The sequence below is a fragment of the Microcoleus sp. N9_A2 genome, from assembly GCF_036701775.1.
Taxonomy (GTDB): domain Bacteria; phylum Cyanobacteriota; class Cyanobacteriia; order Cyanobacteriales; family Microcoleaceae; genus Microcoleus.
In genome coordinates this window covers 151,475-170,051 of the sequence record NZ_JAUBRH010000003.1, presented here as the reverse complement: position 1 = coordinate 170,051, position 18,577 = coordinate 151,475, and the positions used below count along the sequence as shown (strand labels likewise).

5 protein-coding genes are annotated in these 18,577 nt (G+C 44.3%); 2 read left to right on the top strand and 3 right to left on the bottom strand.

Features of this window, described 5'->3' with window-relative positions:
- Nucleotides 1-331: 331 nt before the first annotated feature.
- From QUA44_RS03020 to QUA44_RS03010, 3 genes are all read right to left on the bottom strand, one after another.
- Nucleotides 332-5,356 carry a PAS domain S-box protein gene (locus QUA44_RS03020; RefSeq protein WP_333248164.1) on the bottom strand — a complete coding sequence of 1,675 codons (5,025 nt, stop codon included), beginning with the start codon at nt 5,354-5,356 and terminating at the stop codon, nt 332-334.
- A gap of 684 nt (nt 5,357-6,040) precedes the next feature.
- Complete coding sequence (locus QUA44_RS03015) at nt 6,041-7,246, bottom strand: hybrid sensor histidine kinase/response regulator (protein ID WP_333248163.1); 1,206 nt, start codon at nt 7,244-7,246, stop codon at nt 6,041-6,043.
- Between the two features lie 264 nt (nt 7,247-7,510).
- Complete coding sequence (locus QUA44_RS03010) at nt 7,511-14,005, bottom strand: PAS domain S-box protein (protein WP_333248161.1); 6,495 nt, start codon at nt 14,003-14,005, stop codon at nt 7,511-7,513.
- Nucleotides 14,006-14,647: 642 nt separating this feature from the next.
- Between QUA44_RS03010 and ppsA the strand changes: the two genes are divergently transcribed.
- Together ppsA and QUA44_RS03000 are read left to right on the top strand one after the other, a co-directional pair.
- On the top strand, nt 14,648-17,125 hold the full coding sequence (gene ppsA, locus QUA44_RS03005) for a phosphoenolpyruvate synthase (protein WP_333248157.1): 2,478 nt from the start codon (nt 14,648-14,650) through the stop codon (nt 17,123-17,125).
- 584 nt (nt 17,126-17,709) lie between these two features.
- Complete coding sequence (locus tag QUA44_RS03000) at nt 17,710-18,030, top strand: DUF6464 family protein (RefSeq protein WP_333248155.1); 321 nt, start codon at nt 17,710-17,712, stop codon at nt 18,028-18,030.
- Nucleotides 18,031-18,577 lie beyond the last annotated feature (547 nt).

Below are 18,577 nucleotides of genomic sequence, written 5' to 3'. Positions count from 1 at the left end.
TTTTTCACTCACCACTCACAACTCATAACTCATATTGTTGACCTGAGTATCAGAATAATAATTTTCTGAGTGCACTGCCAGCGGGATGCGATCGAGTGACCAGGAGCAAGGATAATGCTCGCTGGCAGGGTATAATTCCGATGTTACGGTATTTGATATTACTGAGATGTTGCACCATTCTCAATTACTTGTTTAGGAACAGGCATCCTGCCTGTTCCATAAGAAAATTCACTCTTTGTGGAACAGGTATCTTGCCTGTTCTTGAGAATGGTGCAAGATGTGAGATATTAACCCATTTCCGCTTCCCAATTTCCAATTACAAATTGCTAATTTATTGCCCCATATTTGAGATCGTACCAGCTAAATTCGGTCGCACTGGAATTTCAATCAAAAACTCCGCTCCCTCTCCCGGTGTTGAAATACAGCTCAATCTGCCGCCGTGGCGATCGACGATAATCGAGTGAGAAATCGACAATCCCAAACCCGTGCCCTTGCCCACAGGTTTAGTCGTGAAAAACGGGTCAAACAGCCTCGATCGCACCGACTCCGGTATCCCTCCCCCGTTGTCCGCAATCGATACTGCTACGAAGCCTGCAGCAGCCTGATAACTGCGAATAGCGATCGTGCTGGGATGTCGATCGCACTCCTCGATCGAACGCTGCTTGTCCCGTTCTTCCAAAGTATCGATCGCATTAATTAAAATATTCATAAATACCTGATTCAACTCGCCTGGAAAACATTCAATTTGTGGCAATAGTTGGTAATCTTTCACTATCTGAATTTCTCCATGACTGCTGTGAGATTTTAACCGATTTTGCAAAATCATCAAAGTGCTATCAATTCCCTCGTGAATGTTAACCGACTTCCCAGCAGACTCGTCCAATCGGGAAAAATTACGCAACGATTTCACAATCTCGACAATTCGCTCGGTTCCTACTTGCATCGAATTAAACAATCTCGGGAAATCCTCAGCAATATAATCCAAGTCTATTTCATTAATTTTATCCAAGACTTGGGCTGGAGGATTAGGACAGTAATGCTGGTAAAATTTAATCAATTCCAGCAAATCTAAAGTGTAATTGCGAGCCGGATTGAGATTGCAGTGAATAAAGCTAACAGGGTTATTAATTTCGTGAGCAACACCAGCAACTAACTGACCCAAACTCACCATTTTTTCATTTTGAACGAGCTGAGCTTGAGTCGTTCGGAGTTTGTTAATAGCTGCTTCTAACTCTAGCGCTTTTGAACGTTCTCGCGCTTCCGATTCCTGCAAAGCTGACTCGGCTTGTTTGCGATCGGCAATTTCAGTTTGTGCTTGCTCAAACAGTGTCGATTGCTGGATCGCGATCGCCAACTGCACGCTAATTTGTTTGAGACACTCGACCTCAATTTCCAGCCAGTGGCGGGAACCCGCGCACTCGTGAGCAATCAATAGCCCCCACAACTTCTCGCCTTGCAAAACTGGCACTACCAAATTAGCTCGCACCTGAAATTGACTTAATAAATTAATGTAGCACTCGGAAAGATCAGCTTGGTAAATATCATCGACAGCTACAGCACGACCATGTTCGTAAGCAGAAGCATAGCTGTCTTTAAAGCAGGAATCGTTAATAGTTATTCCCTGAATAGCCAGCCAATTTTTGCCCACCGACTCGACATTTACAAAACCGCTCCAATCAGGATTAAACTGATAAATAACTGTCCTGTCTGTTTGTAAAAATTGCCGTACTTCAGCAACAGTTTTTGTCAAAATTTCTTCTAAATTGAGAGAAGAGCGAATGCGTTCCAGCATTCCTACCACCAGGCGTTCTCGCTTTAATTGCTGGCGCAAGATAGCCTCGGCAAGTTTGCGAGCGCTAATATCTTCAATCACACCAATTACATAGCTAGGCTCCCCAAACCCATCCCGCACTAAAGATATAGTCATATTAGTCCAAACAAATGAACCATCTTTGCGAATAAAGCGTTTTTCAAGGGAATAATTAAAAATTTCCCCAGCTAACAGTCTGTCGCGCGACTCGACATCGGCTGCTACATCTTCGGGGTGAGAAATATCCCCAACATTTCGTGATTTCAGCTCCAATTCTGAGTATCCGACAATATTGCAAAACCCTTGATTGGCATTCAAAAATTGACCGTCTGGCCACACTTTCACAATGCCGATCGCCGCTTGTTCAAATACAGCTCGAAATCGCTGTTCACTTTCTTGCAAAGCAATTTCTGCTTTTTTGCGATGGGTAATGTCCATTGCCGTGCCAAACAGCCGCACCACCTGACCCAACTCATTTTTAACAGCTTGTCCTTTACCGTTAACGTGCTTGATTTCTCGTGATGGAAAATAGATGCGGTGGTCGATGTCGTAAGCTGTCCCTTCAGTCACTGCCTTTTGCACAACTTGTGCAAACCTTTCTTTGTCATCGGGATGAATTTGCTCTAAAAGTTCTTCCATTGTCGGTGGCCGATTCAATTCTCTACCGTAAACTCGAAACAGTTCTTCCGACCAACTAATAATTCCTGCCTGCAGATCAAATTCCCAATTGCCGATGCGGGCAATTTTTTGCGCTTCTTGCAACTGGTCAGTAAGTTGTTGCAGAGATGCGATCAACTGCGTTTTTTCTGCTTCTGCTGCAACGCGGGCACTGATATTTTTGTGAGTGCCTGTCATCCGCAACGGCCCGCCCCATTCGTCGTACTCGACTACCTTACCCATCGCCATAATCCACTGCCAATTTCCCGCTTTGTTGAGCATCCGAAATTCAACTTCATAGATATCAGTGCCACCTTCCAAATAGGAGTTTAAAGCTTCCATTACCTTCCCTCGGTCTTCGGGATGCAGCAAACTTTCCCAACTTGGGAAGTTATTTTCAATTTCTGTTTCTGCATAACCGAGCATTGATTTCCAATGAAAATCGAAATAAGTTTCGCCAGTAGCTATATTCCAATCCCACAGCCCCAAAGAGCTGCCTGAAACCGCCAACTGCAAGCGCTCTTGACTGAGTTTTAATGCCGATTCGGTGCGTTTTATTTCTGTGAGATCGGCAATTATGGCTATCATTCCTATCGGTTGACTAGCGCTATCTTTAATGCAGTTAGCTCGCAAGAAAGTTTCTATAATATCGCCATTTTTAGTCTTGATTTCAATTTCAGTCTCCCAGGAAAAACCTTTCCGCAGCACCCTAAATAACTTTTTCAATTCTTGAGATTTGGGGTACATTACTGCTGGGCCACCGGCATTATTTAGCTCCTCAACTGTATAGCCGTAGCGCTGAATAAATGCTTGATTGTGATAAACTGAATAACCATCCAAATCTGCGATCGCGATCGCATCACTAGCGCTGTCTACAGCTTGAGTTACCAGGCACAGAGTCAGTTCGGCTTGTTTGCGATCGGTAATGTCAAAAATCGCTCTGTCGAGCCACAAAACCAGCCCTTCTAGATTGTAAGTTGGCCTACCTCTTTCCGACATCCACCGCACCGCCCCGTCATCGCGAACAATCCGGTATTCTAGATTGTACGGCTGTTTCGACTCTACTGCTGCGCTGATTTGTCGATCGACCATTTCCTTGTCTGCCTCGTGGACAATGCTCGCAAAACTTAAGCCGTTGTTGCGAATAAAATCCCCAGCAGGATACCCACTAATTACCTCAATTTCATCGCTAATAAATACCATCGTCCACTCAGCATCATATAAGCTGCGGCAGATAGCACCGGGAATATTCTCAACGAGCGATCGAAATCTGGCTTCACTCTCCCGCAAAGCTGCTTCGGCCTGTTTTAAATCAGTAATATCCAGCACCATCCCTTCCCAAACTATATCCCCTTCCTGCCCTATTTCTGTGGGACAATCAACTCGTTCCGGTCTCGACGAACCCCCTTGCATCCACTTTAGTTTTCCCGACGGTACTATAGTGCGCCATTCCTGCTGCCATGGCTGCATATTTGCCGCCGAAACAGCAATAGATTCTTCAAATTTTTGACAGTCATCTGGATGAATCAAGCTAAAAATGAGTTGGGGATTCTGCTGAATATTTTCTGGTTCCAATTCATATAAATCACGGCTGCCAGAAGAAATATAAGGAAAACTTTTTTCCCCGTCAGTTGAGAGACGAAATTGATAAATTATTCCCGGTAAATTGGCAGCAAGTTGCCGCAGTCTAGCTTCGCTTTCTTGCTGCGCTAATTGTTTCCGCCTATCCTCAGTGATATCTCGAATTATCCCGACGAGAATTTTACTGCCATCGGTATTTTCAAAGACAGTTTTTTTAGTAGACAGAATGTGCTTTGTACCGTGGGCGTCCGTAAATATTTCCTCACTCTCGTTTTCTTTCCCCGTCCTAAACACTTGTTGGTCAGTATGCCAAAAAATCTCAGCTTCTTGTTTTGGGAAAAAGTCGTAATCCGATTTGCCCAGCAATTCCTCGCGCTGCTTCCCAATCAGCTTGCAAAAAGCATCATTTAACAGTATCCAACGGTGCTGTTTATCCTTGACAAAAAGTGGGTCTGCAACTGCATCGATTGTATAATTCAAAAATCTTTTACTAGCTTCTAGTTCGGAAAGGGCTAAAATTTTATCTGTAATATCATTGATAGTTCCTGTCGTCCCCTGTGCCTCGCCGTTCCCGCCCAGAATCAAAAATTCTTGCACTTCCACCCACCGAATTTCTCCATTTTTGGTAACATATCGACTTTGGTAACAACAGGATATTTCTTGATTTGGTCTCCGACCTCTAAACGAATTTAAATATTGGTATTGATCCTCAGAATGAATGTAACTAAAACAGGAAGTTCCTAAGCTTTCATCAACGGTAAATCCGGTAATTTCCGTCCAAGCCGGATTGAGAAAAGTCCAATTGCCAGCAGTATTTGTTTCAAAAACGACTTCTTTGATATTGCCAACAACCTGCTGGTATTTTTCTTGACTTTTTTGCCATTCTGCTTGCCGTTTCTGGCGGGCGATCGCGCACCTGAGCGTCCGTACCAGCAGCCTGCTGTCTACCTGTCTTTTCACCAGATAATCTTGGGCCCCGGCGGCAATTAACTCGACAGCCAGTTCTTCGTCATCTGCGGCTGTCAGAATGACGATAGGAATATTTATAGCGCAATTTTGAAGTCTGAAAAAAGTATTAAATTTTTGGCTATCAGGAAGTGAAAGATCTAATAAAATTACATCAAAAATTTGGTCGCTTAAAATTTCTATCGCTTCCCGGAGGCGAACTACATTGGTCAGATCAATTGATTGTCCTACTTGGGGCTCCGAGAGCAGTTCTTGAAGGAGTTCTGCATCTTCTGCACAATCTTCTACTAAAAGAATTTTCAAACAAGCAGGCGTTAAAGTTGACTCAAAAACAGATGTCATACCATTTTATATTTTATATTTTTGATTTGAGATTTGGAATGACTGATGACTATCGCAGTTTGGTTCTTGCGTACAGTGGCTTTTTTTTAACTGCTATCCTTTTGCTATTTTTTAGTAATTATAAAATCTCAGCAGCGGATGCCGCTACCTAGCTCATGATTGGGGAACTTGAACCGCACGCTTGAGAGTGCGCTGTGTGCTTGCAGACCCCGCAGATTTATTTGTAGAATTGAGTTGTTCGCTGCAAGTTTGCCGCCTCGCCCCAAACCTAGTGGCCCCAAACTATTATACTCTTACCAATATTGCAACTTAACTCTGTTTTAATTTACAACCTTTGGCAGGGGAATAGCAAGAGGCAAGTCAAAAGAGCGCGGATTAATCAAGATTTGCATTGCTGATAGCCTTTGAAACTTTAGATTTTAAATAGCCATTTAAAGCTTGCCTAAAGTTAAATTATTTTTTTTTAAAATGGTATTACTACTAAGCTACGAGAATTACCGTTGATTTACAAAATACGCTCTGAGATTGTGTTCGGTTAATGACCCGAAATTAGCGCCTATTTGTAGCAAGGAATGCAATTCCTCTCTTGATCGAGGAACCAAGACTTGCATTGCTTGCTACAAACCTAATTACCAACTTAATTAAGGTTGTCTAATCGGACACAATTTAACTCATTTGAGTCGCTCAATTTTTCTGCGATTTGGGCAGCACAACTGTAAACACGCTGCCTTGACCGACATTGCTGCTAATAGCAATCTCACCGTTAAAAGGTTTTAAAAGTTCAATACAAGTATAAAGTCCTAGACCAGTTCCTGTCGGTTCCCCTTCGGTTTTTTCCTCGCCTTTAGGTGGCTTGGAGGTGTAAAAAGGGTCAAAAAGTTTTGGCAAATCTTCAGAGGATATGCCGCATCCCGTATCTGCAATATCCATGTATATGTTCGAGTCGTCTTGCCGAGTCACGATAGTTATTTCTCTGCTTTTCTTTTCCCACATAGCATCCATTGCATTATTGATTAAATTATAAAATACTTGAGATATATAGGAATAAATTAATGGAATGCTGGCAATTTCTTCGTCATAAAAGTATTTTTTTCTAATCTTATTTTTAAAATACAGGTTGCCTTCCAATAGCTGAATTTCTCGCTGCACTAAATCGTTGATATTCACCGGGTGCAAATCTTGCTTTTGCTCGTTTCGGCTTTTCATCATCAGAGTATCCATGATCTGATTGATTTTTGTGACAGCTTGAAAAATATACTTAGTATAATTAAACAGAGAGTCTTCTTGAATTTGTGTGGCTTTTGTTTCAATCAAATCGACGCTAGTCTGGATCACTTGCAGCGGACTTTTGAGGTTGTGAACCATTCCTTGAGTCAAACGTCCGATGATGGCTGTTTTTTCCTGGTTTATTAATTGCTTGGTTTTTTGTTCAACAAGTCTTTCCAGGTTTTGGTTGAGGTGGGCAAGTTCGAGGTTTTTTTCTTCGAGTTTTTTTTGCAAGCTGCAGATTGTCAAGTGGGTTTGAATGCGGCTCAAAACTTCTTCGTGCTGGAAAGGCTTAGTGATGTAGTCAACGGCTCCTGTCTGAAAGCCTTTTACTTTATCAGGCGTATCGGAAAGGGCGCTCATGAATATGATGGGAATATCTTGCGTTGACGGGTCTGCTTTCAAACGTCGGCAAGTTTCAAAACCGTCAATTCCTGGCATCATGATATCCAAAAGAATCAAGTCTGGATGGATGTAGTCAATTTGCTCGATCGCACTTTCGCCGTCTAGAGCCACTAATACTTTAAATCCGTAATTCCTTAACAACTCGAAAAGTACGTCAAGATTTGTTTGGTTGTCATCGACAATTAGTATGATGCTTCTTTCGGAATTCTGATCGTTCATATTCAAGGGAAAAATTTAAATTTTTGATTTTTGAGTCGGTTGTGAGTTTAAATCGGATTCAAGGGATTTTATGCGACTCTAGAAACCCGGTTGCTTCGTAGATGCTTCTATTTGCAATAACCATTTTAGGAGCGGGCTGCGAGTGCCGGCCCCACAAGCAAATTAAGTTGTCCCTTCGCCCGAGCAAGGGAGCCCCTGATTGAGAATGGTACTCTGGGCGCGAGATTTAACTGATGTTGAGTGGTCTGTTAGCTACCGTCAATTTTAGGACAAATGTTGCTTCAAAAAATCTCGAATTTGCTTGAGCTGAAATCCTTTAGCAAGTTGGCGTAGGTGATGAACGAAAGGCACTAATGTCTGGTCAGAATGTTCTAGTTTAGCAGTTTCTTCCAGAATAGCTTCAATATCGCCCATTGCAGCCAATCTTAACAAGGCTAAGACTGACTCTGAGGCAGGAGACACCATCGTTGAGTCAGCAGCAGCAATCTCAGGTGATGCTGTGGGAGTTTGAGCTTTCCGCTTTTTGGTTTGGGCTCCTTCTTCGTAAACCCATTCTAGTCTCAAATGCAGGCGCAATAATTCTAAAAGCTCGTTAGTTTGAATTGGTTTGGTGAGAAAATTATCGCAACCTGCAAGTATGCTCTCTTGCCTGGTAGTCTCGTAAACGTTAGCGGACAAAGCAAGGATAACCACATCTTTTAATTCCGGCAACTGTCGCAGCCGCCTGGTAGCTTCCCAACCGTCCATTACGGGCATCACCAAATCCATTAAAATTATATCCGGTAGAAATTCCTGTGCTTGGTGTAAGCAGTCTTCGCCGTCTGTGGCTTGTGCAATTTCAAAGCCCAAATGAGAAAGCAGCCTGTGCAGCATGGCGCGATTTACTTCGTGATCATCGACGATGAGCACTTTCCGCTGGCGGCCGCTAAAACCGACAAGCCGGCATTTTTCTTGCGTGGAGGGGAGTTCTGAACACTGGGCGACTGCGGGCAAGTCCAAATCGAACCAAAATATGCTGCCTTTGCCGGAGGTACTTTGGACGCGAATTTGGCTGCCCATCATTTTGACTAATTTTTGGCTGATTGAAAGTCCCAGTCCGGTACCTTCGACGAAATTGTTATGATCGCCCACTTGATGAAAAGGCAAAAATATTTCTTCTAATTTATTCTGCCCGATGCCAATGCCAGTATCTTCGATGTGAAAGCGAATTTTAGGGGTAGGAGAACGATCGCCATTATTTTCTGCTGTTGTCACCTCGCGCGCTTCTGTTGTTCCTAGCGGCTGGCTCGACATTTGCTGCGCGTCTAAATTCGCGGTCATATTGATCGTTTGAGTGGCAATTTCCGCTGTTAAATTAGAATTTTCGCAGTTGGTTTGAGGATAGTTATCTGGGAAATTTTCTGCATAACCGACTTTGAATGTAACGCTGCCGCTGTTCGTAAACTTAACGGCATTGCTGAGCAAATTAATCAAAACTTGACGCAACCTTTTTTCGTCGGCCAAAATGCCGTCTGGAAGCGCGGAAACCTGATCGTAATTAAAGGCAATTTCTTTTTGAGCCGATCGCATCTGGAACAAATCAATAATACTTTTAACAAAACTGGAAAAATGCACGTTTGTCAGCGACAGATCCATTTTACTAGCTTCGATTTTTGAGAGGTCTAAAACATCATTAATCAGCATCAGCAGGTGGTTGCCGCACTGGTTAATGTTGTTAAGACTTTTCTGCTGATCTGCGGTAAAGTTTTTATCGACTTTGAGCAGTTGAATGTATCCCAAAATCCCGTTCAAAGGCGTCCGCAATTCGTGGCTCATGTTGGCGAGAAAGTCGCTTTTAGCGCGGTTGGCGGATTCGGCGGCTTCTTTAGCTAATTGCAGGGCGGCTTCTGCAAGTTTGCGATCGGCAATTTCGGTTTGTGCTTGTTCAAATAGCGTCGATTGCTGAATGGCGATCGCCAACTGCACGCCCAATTGTTTTAGGCACTCTGCCTCCAATTGCTGCCAGGGACGAGGGCCCGTGCAGTGGTGGGCAATTAACAGCCCCCACAAGTTTTCGCCTTGCAAAATCGGCACTACCAGATTCGCTCTTACCTGGAGCTGAGTCAACAAAGCCAAGTGGCACTCGGCTAGGCCGGCATTGTAAACATCTTCTGTGGCTCTAATTCTGCCCTCTTGGTAAAGAGTAACGTAGGCTTCCCCAAAACAGGGGTCATAAATTTCCATTCCTACAATTGATAGGAAATTTTCGGCAACCGACTCGACAGCGATAAACCCGCTCCAATCCGGATTGAATTGGTAAATAACAGTGCGGTCTACTTGCAAAAAATGCCGCACTTCTTCGACGGTTTTGGTAAGAATTTCTTCTAAATTGAGAGAAGATATAATGCGTTTCAGCATGGCTAATGCCAACTGTTCGCGCTTTAAGTTCTGGCGCACAATTAATTCTGATTCTTTGCGTTTTGTAATGTCGGTAATTACTCCAATTAAGCCGATGTAATTCCCATTAATATCTTGAATACTGTCGGCTCGCACCAGAGCAGTAACTGCTTCACAGCTCTTAGTTTGCAGCGCAACTTCACCACACCAAGAGCGACCTTGGCGAAGGCTTTTATAGATTTGTTTGTAATTTTTATGCCGGACGTAAAGCGCGGCCATATCGCCGATATCGTTGAGTTCTTCCACCCTGTAGCCGTAGCGCTGAATGAAGGATTGATTGTGGTAAATAGACCGCCCTTTCAAGTCAGCGATCACGATCGCGTCGCTGGTACTTTCGACGGCTTGAGTGACCTGGAGTAAAGCTAATTCTGCTGCTTTGCGATGGCTAATATCGGTCATAGAACCCACCATCCGCAGAGGGTTTCCGGCTTCGTCCCACACTGCTTGAGCGCGGGCGAGCACCCATTTATAGCTACCGTCTTTGCACTGCAAGCGGTATTCGGCGGCGTAATTGGGGGTTTGGCGATCGAGATAATCTTGGATTGCTGCTTGCACCCGTGAGCGATCGTCTGGATGGATGCGATCGATCCATGCGCGGTTGTTGCTGGCTATTTCGCCATCTGCGTAACCGATAATTTCGTGCCAGCGGGCAGATCGAAAAGCTTCATTTGTTTGAAGATTCAGATCCCAAATTCCGTCTTGATTGCCTTTGAGAACTAACTGCCAGCGTTCTTCGCTTTTACGCAATTCTTCTTCGGCTTGTTTGCGCTGAATATGATCGCCCAACTGAGTCGCTACAGCCTTAACCAACTCTACAATACGCGGTTCCATAATCGAGCGCTCGCGCTTGCAGAATACTAAAACTGCCAGCACCTTTGAGCTAGCGTGAATTGGCACTCCGAAACAAGCTTTTAATCCGACTGATGCCGCCATTTGCGATCGGGCAAAAAGATGATTTTGGGCTAGAGAAATATCCTCAATCCATTCTACCTTTCTGGTGGACCAAATCCGTCCAGGTACTGCCACTCCGGCGGCGAATCTAATTTTTTTACTTTCGCGGCCGAACGTATCTAAATCGCGATCGCTAGCGTACCAAGTTTCGCTGTGTCCCAAAAAAGTACCGTTAGCACTCGGTATCCAAGCTTCCGCAAAATTCCAGCCGATCGCATTGCACAGCAACCGCAGGATATCTGGGAGGGCGCTATGAAAATCCGCTGACTGACTAATTGCTTGAGTTGCGGCCAGCAACAGCTTTATTTCATCTTCTGCTTGCTTGCTTTCTGTAATATCCGTTGCCGTGCCGAGAATTTGTTTTAACTTACCGTCTGCTGTTTTGGCAAATACAGTATCTCGGCTGACCATCCAGCGCCAAGAATCATCCTTGTGCCTAATTCTGTATTCAATTTCAAAGATATCCCCTTCGCTGCCTGTTTCGACTTGCTGTAAATAATCAGGCATTTTGATTGAATCTTCGGGGTGGATTAAAGTTGACATCATCCACGGCCCCATTGCCTGAATCTCCTCTACTGTATAGCCCAGAATGTTGTAGATAGAAGCGTTACCATAGATATTGTTTTTGTCAATTAAATCGCAAACATACAAAATATTAGGACTTGCCCCAGCAATTTGTTGAATGAATCGCTGGCTATCTCGCAGTGCTGCTTCGGTTTGTTTTCTTTGGGAAATATCGCGAACAATGCAAATGATTTCCCCGTCGGGCAGCATAGTCAGGGAGACATCTATAGGGACTGTCGAGCGGTCGCGACGGCATCCTACTGCTTCGGTGCTGTAAGAACCTTTCTGCACTAAACTCGGCAGGACTTCTTGCTCGAACCTTTGCAGTTCTGCACCTTGATAGAATATTTTCCAACTTTTACCTAAAATTTCTTCGAGAGAGTCGTAACCGTAGATTTTTAGTCTAGCTGCGTTGCAATAAATCACCTCTCCGCCGGCACTGAATATGGCAATACCTTCGGAAGCCGCTGCCATTGCTGCTGCTTGCCTCTGGAGTACGGACTCGGAGCGTTTGCGTTGAGTGATGTCGCGGACGATCGCGATAATTTCGTCATCGGTGCAAAAAACTATTCTCGCTTCAAAATCGTACAGTTCATCATTAACTGGCATTTGATATTCTACAACTTGAATCTCGCCAGTGGCGATCGCTTGTTGATTGCCAGACAATATTTTTTCAGCAAAAGCAGGCGGTAATATGTCTTGTGCTTTTTTGCCAATTAGTGCTTTTTGTGGTAGGATATTCTCGAAATCTTTGGCAGGTTTGAAGTCTACAAAAGTGCCGTCTGCCCGACAGCGAAATATCATGTCTGGTATCGCATTTAAAAGAGCGCGGTTGGTGGCTTCGCTCTTACGCAATTCAGCTTCAGCTTGCTTGCTAAATGTAACGTCGCGAGCCACTGCATAAATCAAACCTTCTTCTGCAAACGGCGATGCTGTCCACGACAGCCATTTATAAGTACCATCTTGGCAAAGATAGCGGTTTTCTAAGCTAATAACTGGGTGGCTTTTTTCAAGTTTTTCTAATTCCGCTACAGTAATTTCTAGGTCTTCTGGATGGACGAATTCTATCAAAGGTTTGGCTAAGATTTCATCAGTGCTATAACCTAATACATTTGACCAAGCCGGGTTTAAGCGTTTGAAATACCCATCAAAACCTGCAATGCAAAGTAAATCCAGCGAGAGATTAAAAAATCGATCGCGATCTTGCTGAGTGTGTTTTAATTCGGTAACATCCATCACCAAACCGTCCCAAATTATATCGCCGTTGGCTTGTTTTTCCGGTTTCGACGCGCCTTGCAGCCATTTCACTCGTTCTCCCACAACTTGCCGCCACTGGTGTTGCCAAGCTTGCTGGGTTGCCGCTGAATTTGCGATCGATCGCTGCAAGTCTGGGATGTCGTCTGGGTGAACTGTTGCAAAAGCCAAATCGGCATTTTCTTCGATTTCTTCCGGCTTTAAATTGTAGAGCTGGATACTGCCGGAAGAAACATAGGGGAAAAATGTTTTTCCATCCACAGATAGCCGAAATTGATAAATCATTCCCGGCACGTTGGCGGCCATTTTTTGAAATCTAGCTTCGCTTTCCTGCAGCGCTATTTGCTGGCGCTTGTACTCTGTCACATCTCGCATTGTTCCGACCAACATATTAGTACCGTCGGCTTTATTAAAAACTGTTTTTTTTGTAGAGATAATCCGCTTTTTCCCTGCGGAATCAGTAAAGGTTTCTTCTGTTTCTTGAGGCAGGCTTCTTTGAAACACTTCCCGGTCTTGCTGCTCAAAAAAATCGGCTTGTGCTGCGGGTAAAAACTCGTATCCAGACTTCCCAATCAGTTCCGATCGCCCTTTGCCCATCAACTCGCAAAAAGCGTCGTTTAATACAACCCATCTGTGCTGCTCGTCTTTGACAAAAATTGGATCTGGAGTAGCATCGATCGTGTGATTCAAAAACTCTTTTGATGCTTTTAGTTCATCTTCGTAGCGGTAGCGATCGCTCACGTCCAAAATTATTTTAATCATCCGGTCGATCGATCCGTCTCGGCCGCGAATACAGCGCAGCGAAACTCTCGTATAAACAATTTTTCCGTTTTTTTTGCGCCACCTTTGGTCTAAAACATAGCCTTCACTCTCCCCTGCTAAAATTTTATTTAACTGCTCTAAACTAGCCTGCAAGTCTTCAGGAAAACCCCACCGTTCCCAATTTTTGTGCAAAAAATCTTGGCGATCGTATCCCAGCAAATCACACAAAGCATCGTTCACTTCCAACCACTGGCATTTTTCTGGTGCTGAGAGGGAAATCGGAGGAGCAAGAATGGCAATTCCGACGAGAGAATTCTCGACTACCGAGCGATATTTTTCTTCGCTTTTTCGCAAAGCTTCTTGGTTGTGCTGCCGCTCGACTGCGTAGCGGAGCGATCGAATTAACACTTCGCTGTCGATTTTTCGCTTGACTAGATAATCCTGAGCTCCTGCTTGGATTGACTGCACGGCGAGTTCTTCATCGTTGCGGCCCGTTAGTACGACGATCGGAGTATTTAGGCTGTATTCTTGTATTTTGACAATTGTACTTAAGTCTTGACTGTCGGGCAGCGAAAGGTCTAGTAAAATCACATCAAAATGTTGGCAACTCAAAAGTTGCTGCGCTTTGCTGAGACGGTCTGTACAGCTTACTGATAGCTTTTGGGTATCGGCTCGGTTGACATTTGTTTCTAATAATAATTCTTCAATCAAATCGGCTTCGGGTTGATTGTCTTCTACCAGGAGAACTTTAAAGCCGTTTCGCTTTGCGGTTGAGCTCAAAAGTGATATCATATACCTTCTTATTTGTCATAAGGCAGTCGAGCTAACTATTATAGCATATAAATAATTTAATCCCAAAAAATACTCCTGAAAACATTTTAAAAATCTCTGGTTGAACAATTACCGTGCACTCTCTGCGACTGTGTTTTTGTTCTAAGTAGGTTAACCCAATCAGAAATAAAAGTTTTACGGTTTTTAGAAGCTCGGTTTCTTGAGGAAATAAAGCTGCTTGGTGTTGTGTTTTTTCGGCGATCGCCCTTGGCAGTCGATCGCGCGAGCGAAACCCACTCTTTGTTGCCCTTCGATTCCACTACCAACACAATTCGAGCGGTATCCCCGCACCAATGAGCGCTCAGCGCAAAAAAAGCGGTGGAACCATCTTCAATATTCACATTTTTACCAGTTATTTTATGATAGCTTACAAAAACTCCTTACTGCAATTTCTTTACTTTTTGCAATCAAATAAAATTTCTCCACAGCTCTTGCTATTTACCCAAAAAGTGATACTCTTTAAATAGAGGGGATCAAAAGTCTGTTGGAGACAGCCTCGAAAAAAATTAGATATTTTTCGCAACAAAACTAGGTAAAAAAACTGACAGTGATTTATTTACTGTCAAGGTATCTAACTGATTTGAAGTTGAGAGGAAAAAAGTAATGCTAGAAAATTTAGCCATTCAACAAAAACAAGTTTTAATTCCCCAAGAAAAATCCTTAGTATTGTGGTTTGATGAAGTCGGCATCGCCGACATCCCATTAGTAGGCGGAAAAAATGCTTCTTTAGGCGAAATGATTCAACAGTTAACCGCCCAAGGAGTCAGAGTTCCCAACGGATTTGCAACTACAGCACACGCTTACCGCTACTTCATCGAGTCGGCGGGTTTAGAAGCTAAATTGCGCGAAATTTTTGCCGATTTAGACGTAGAAGATCTGCAAAACCTGCGACAAAAAGGCAAGCAAGCGCGGGCATTGATTCTGGATACACCGTTTCCGCAAGAACTACAAGCGGCGATCGCGGATGCTTACGAAAAATTGTGCGATCGCTACGGCGACAGTACAGACGTAGCAGTGCGTTCCTCCGCCACCGCCGAAGACTTACCCGACGCCAGTTTCGCGGGACAGCAAGAAACCTACCTCAACGTCCAAGCTTGTGCTGGCGTCCTCGAATGCTGTCACAAATGCTTTGCTTCCATATTCACCGATCGCGCGATTTCCTACCGCCAACAGCGAGGATTCGATCACTTTGAAGTCGCCTTATCTGTCGGCGTGCAAAAAATGGTGCGATCGGACTTAGCATCCTCCGGCGTCATGTTCAGCATCGACACCGAAACCGGATTCAAAAACGCCGTATTAGTCACCGCCGCCTACGGATTAGGCGAAAACGTCGTCCAAGGCGCCGTCAACCCCGACGAATACTTCGTCTTTAAACCCACATTAAAACAAGGTTTTCGCCCGATTTTAGACAAACGCCTCGGCAGCAAAACACTCAAAATGGTGTACGATATCGGCGGTTCTAAATACACCAAAAACGTCTCCGTGATCGCAGCAGAAAAAAATCAATTTGCCATACAAGATGAGGAAATTCTGCAACTAGCAAAATGGGCCGTAGTCATCGAAGAACACTACTCTAAAGTGCGCGGGACTTATACCCCGATGGACATTGAGTGGGCAAAAGACGGCAATACGGGCGAATTGTTTATTGTCCAAGCACGACCCGAAACAGTACAATCTCAAAAGTCGGCTAAAGTTTTGCGAAACTACAAATTGCAAGGTTCTAGTGCAGTTTTAGCAAAAGGACGCGCCGTTGGCGAATCAATCGGACAAGGAAAAGCCCGCGTGATTTTAGATGTACACAAAATCGCTGAATTTCAATCAGGAGAAGTTTTAGTTACCAACAAAACAGACCCGGATTGGGAACCGATTATGAAAAAAGCAAGTGCGATCGTCACCAATTCCGGCGGCCGCACTTGTCACGCCGCCATCATCGCCAGAGAAATGGGAATTCCCGCCATTGTCGGCACCGGCAACGCCACCCAAATCTTGAAAAACCATCAAGAAATCACTGTTTCTTGTTCCGAAGGAGACGAAGGCAAAGTTTATGCCGGTTTGCTTCCTTTTGAAATTCAAGAAACTGCGATCGAGAATTTACCCCGCACGCGCACTCAAATTTTAATGAATGTCGGGAATCCAGAAGAAGCCTTTGGTTTATCAGCAATTCCTTGCGACGGCGTAGGCTTGGCGCGGCTGGAATTCATCATTGCCAATCACATTAAAGCACACCCGCTGGCACTGATTCACTTTGACGAATTGGCAGATCAATCAGTCAAGGAAGAAATTGCAGAACTGACGGCACTATACCAACACAAACCCGATTTCTTCACCGACAAACTAGCCCACGGAATTGCCACAATTGCCGCCGCATTTTATCCAAATCCAGTCATCGTGCGGATGAGCGATTTCAAGAGCAACGAATATGCTAACCTTTTGGGAGGGCGGCAGTTTGAACCCAAGGAAGAAAACCCGATGATCGGGTGGCGCGGCGCGTCTCGCTATTACGACCCAAATTACCGCGAAGCTTACGCTTTGGAATGCAAAGCATTAAAACGAGTTCGCGACGAAATGGGCTTGACAAATGTGATTCCGATGATTCCGTTTTGTCGCACCCCGGAGGAAGGGCGCAAAGTGTTGGCCGAGATGGCAAAACACGGTTTAGTCAAGGGCGAAAACGGCTTGCAAGTGTATGTGATGTGCGAATTGCCGAGCAATGTCATATTTGCTGACGAATTCGCGCAAGTTTTTGACGGATTCTCGATCGGCTCTAACGATTTAACTCAGCTAACATTAGGATTAGACCGGGATTCTGCTTTAGTCGCACACATTTTTGACGAACGGAATGAAGCTGTCAAGCGCATGATAGCAATTGCCATTAAAGCCGCCAAGAAGTACGATCGCAAGATTGGAATTTGTGGTCAAGCGCCCAGCGATTATCCTGAGTTTGCTCGCTTCTTGGTTGAGTTGGGAATTGATTCGATTAGTTTGAATCCCGATTCGGTTTTGAAGACTTTGTTGGATGTTGCTAAGGTGGAAGGTGCGGGTTCGTTGATGGATTTAGCGGGGGATATTGCTAAGGTTTAACGGTTTTGGTAGTTGATAGTAACCGGGTTTTTCCTAGTCCTGTCAAATAACCTATCTCGCGTTTGTAGTGAGGATTTTATATCAATTCCGGCTGCGTCGGAATGATATAGAGGACACGGCAGTGCCGTGTCCCTACCGCGCTCAATTGTAGGGACACGGCAGTGCCGTGTCCTGATTTCGGGTAATATTAATTCCGATACAACTTACATCTTGCACCATTCTCAGGAACAGGCAAGATGCCTGTTCCACAAAGAGTGAATTTTTTTGTGGAACAGGCATCTTGCCTGTTCATAAAAAGCTTATTGAGAATGGTGCAAGATGTGAGATACAACCGGAATTGATATTAGTCCCGATCGAAATCTGAGGACTTGCATTCCTCACTACAAACTTATCCAGAACACCCCTCATCGGCGCCAACAGCGATCAACCTCCTCATGGATCGCCAGCAAACGGTTAACGCACGGGCGGCATAGTTTGAGACTTGCTCGGGAACTTTTCTGATTTAAAACCGTCTTTATCTGGATAATTTTCTGTTGCCGATCGTCTAAATCAAAAAACATATTCTCCACATAAGCTCTGAAAATGTGTTAACCACTCTCCTGATTATCGTCATAGGTTTAGCTCCCTCGCTGCTGTCTTTGTGGGTGATGCGCTCTGCCCAGAGCCAAGCCCGCGACAGAATTGCAGCGGCCAGACTTGCGGTAGCGAATAGACCCCTGCGAACTCAACTACCAACTGCTGATCGCACTTACATACAAAGCCTCGGTTATTCGATCGGCGATATCACTTGCGAGTACAACGCCCGCTCAAATTACATTCGCTGTGCTGTCAATCCTTCTGGGCCCTGTCAAGATTGTCGGTACTACCAAGCCAGAACTCTTGACGTTCACGGTGAAAAGATATAGCTTATATTGGTGCTTATATCTACCCCTATTTGCGGATGTAATAATCAATGAGTTAAGATGTAATTATGTATAAGGATTATTGTTGAAGCTTGTTTTGGACGACCCACGCCCCAACTCAGCAATTAAAACCTAATCGAGCATTATTGCTTGGTTACAGTTGCCATGACAGGGGAATTGCGTTGGGTGTTTTTCTAGTTGAGGACTTACGATCAGAAACGAAGTTTAGATAATAAATTTTGGTTGGGCGGCGAGAAATCTAGGCCTAAATTCGGTTTCTAATCTCCTGAGCGTAACCTCTGCAGTTAAGAAAATTAGCCAACAAAAATCGTAATTAGCCCAGGAGCCAATCTCCAAATCAGTTTCTCCAAAACATCATGAAAAATTCTGCACGAAACATTGTCCCGAGCATTTATCTTAAACAGAAACCAGCTCAAAGACTCTAAGTTGACAACTTGAGAAGTTGCTTGTGGACCGCACTAATCTGTTTTTGCGATCGCAGCGAAACAGTCTCAAACCTAGATTGCTATCTCCAGACTCCAAGTCATGA

What these genes read in the sequence shown, in the direction of transcription:
- QUA44_RS03020 (WP_333248164.1), bottom strand. Translation starts at nt 5,356, where the DNA reads ATGACATCTGTTTTTGAGTCAACTTTAACGCCTGCTTGTTTGAAAATT.
- QUA44_RS03010 (WP_333248161.1), bottom strand. Translation starts at nt 14,005, where the DNA reads ATGATATCACTTTTGAGCTCAACCGCAAAGCGAAACGGCTTTAAAGTT.
- QUA44_RS03015 (WP_333248163.1), bottom strand. Translation starts at nt 7,246, where the DNA reads ATGAACGATCAGAATTCCGAAAGAAGCATCATACTAATTGTCGATGAC.
- ppsA (WP_333248157.1), top strand. Translation starts at nt 14,648, where the DNA reads ATGCTAGAAAATTTAGCCATTCAACAAAAACAAGTTTTAATTCCCCAA.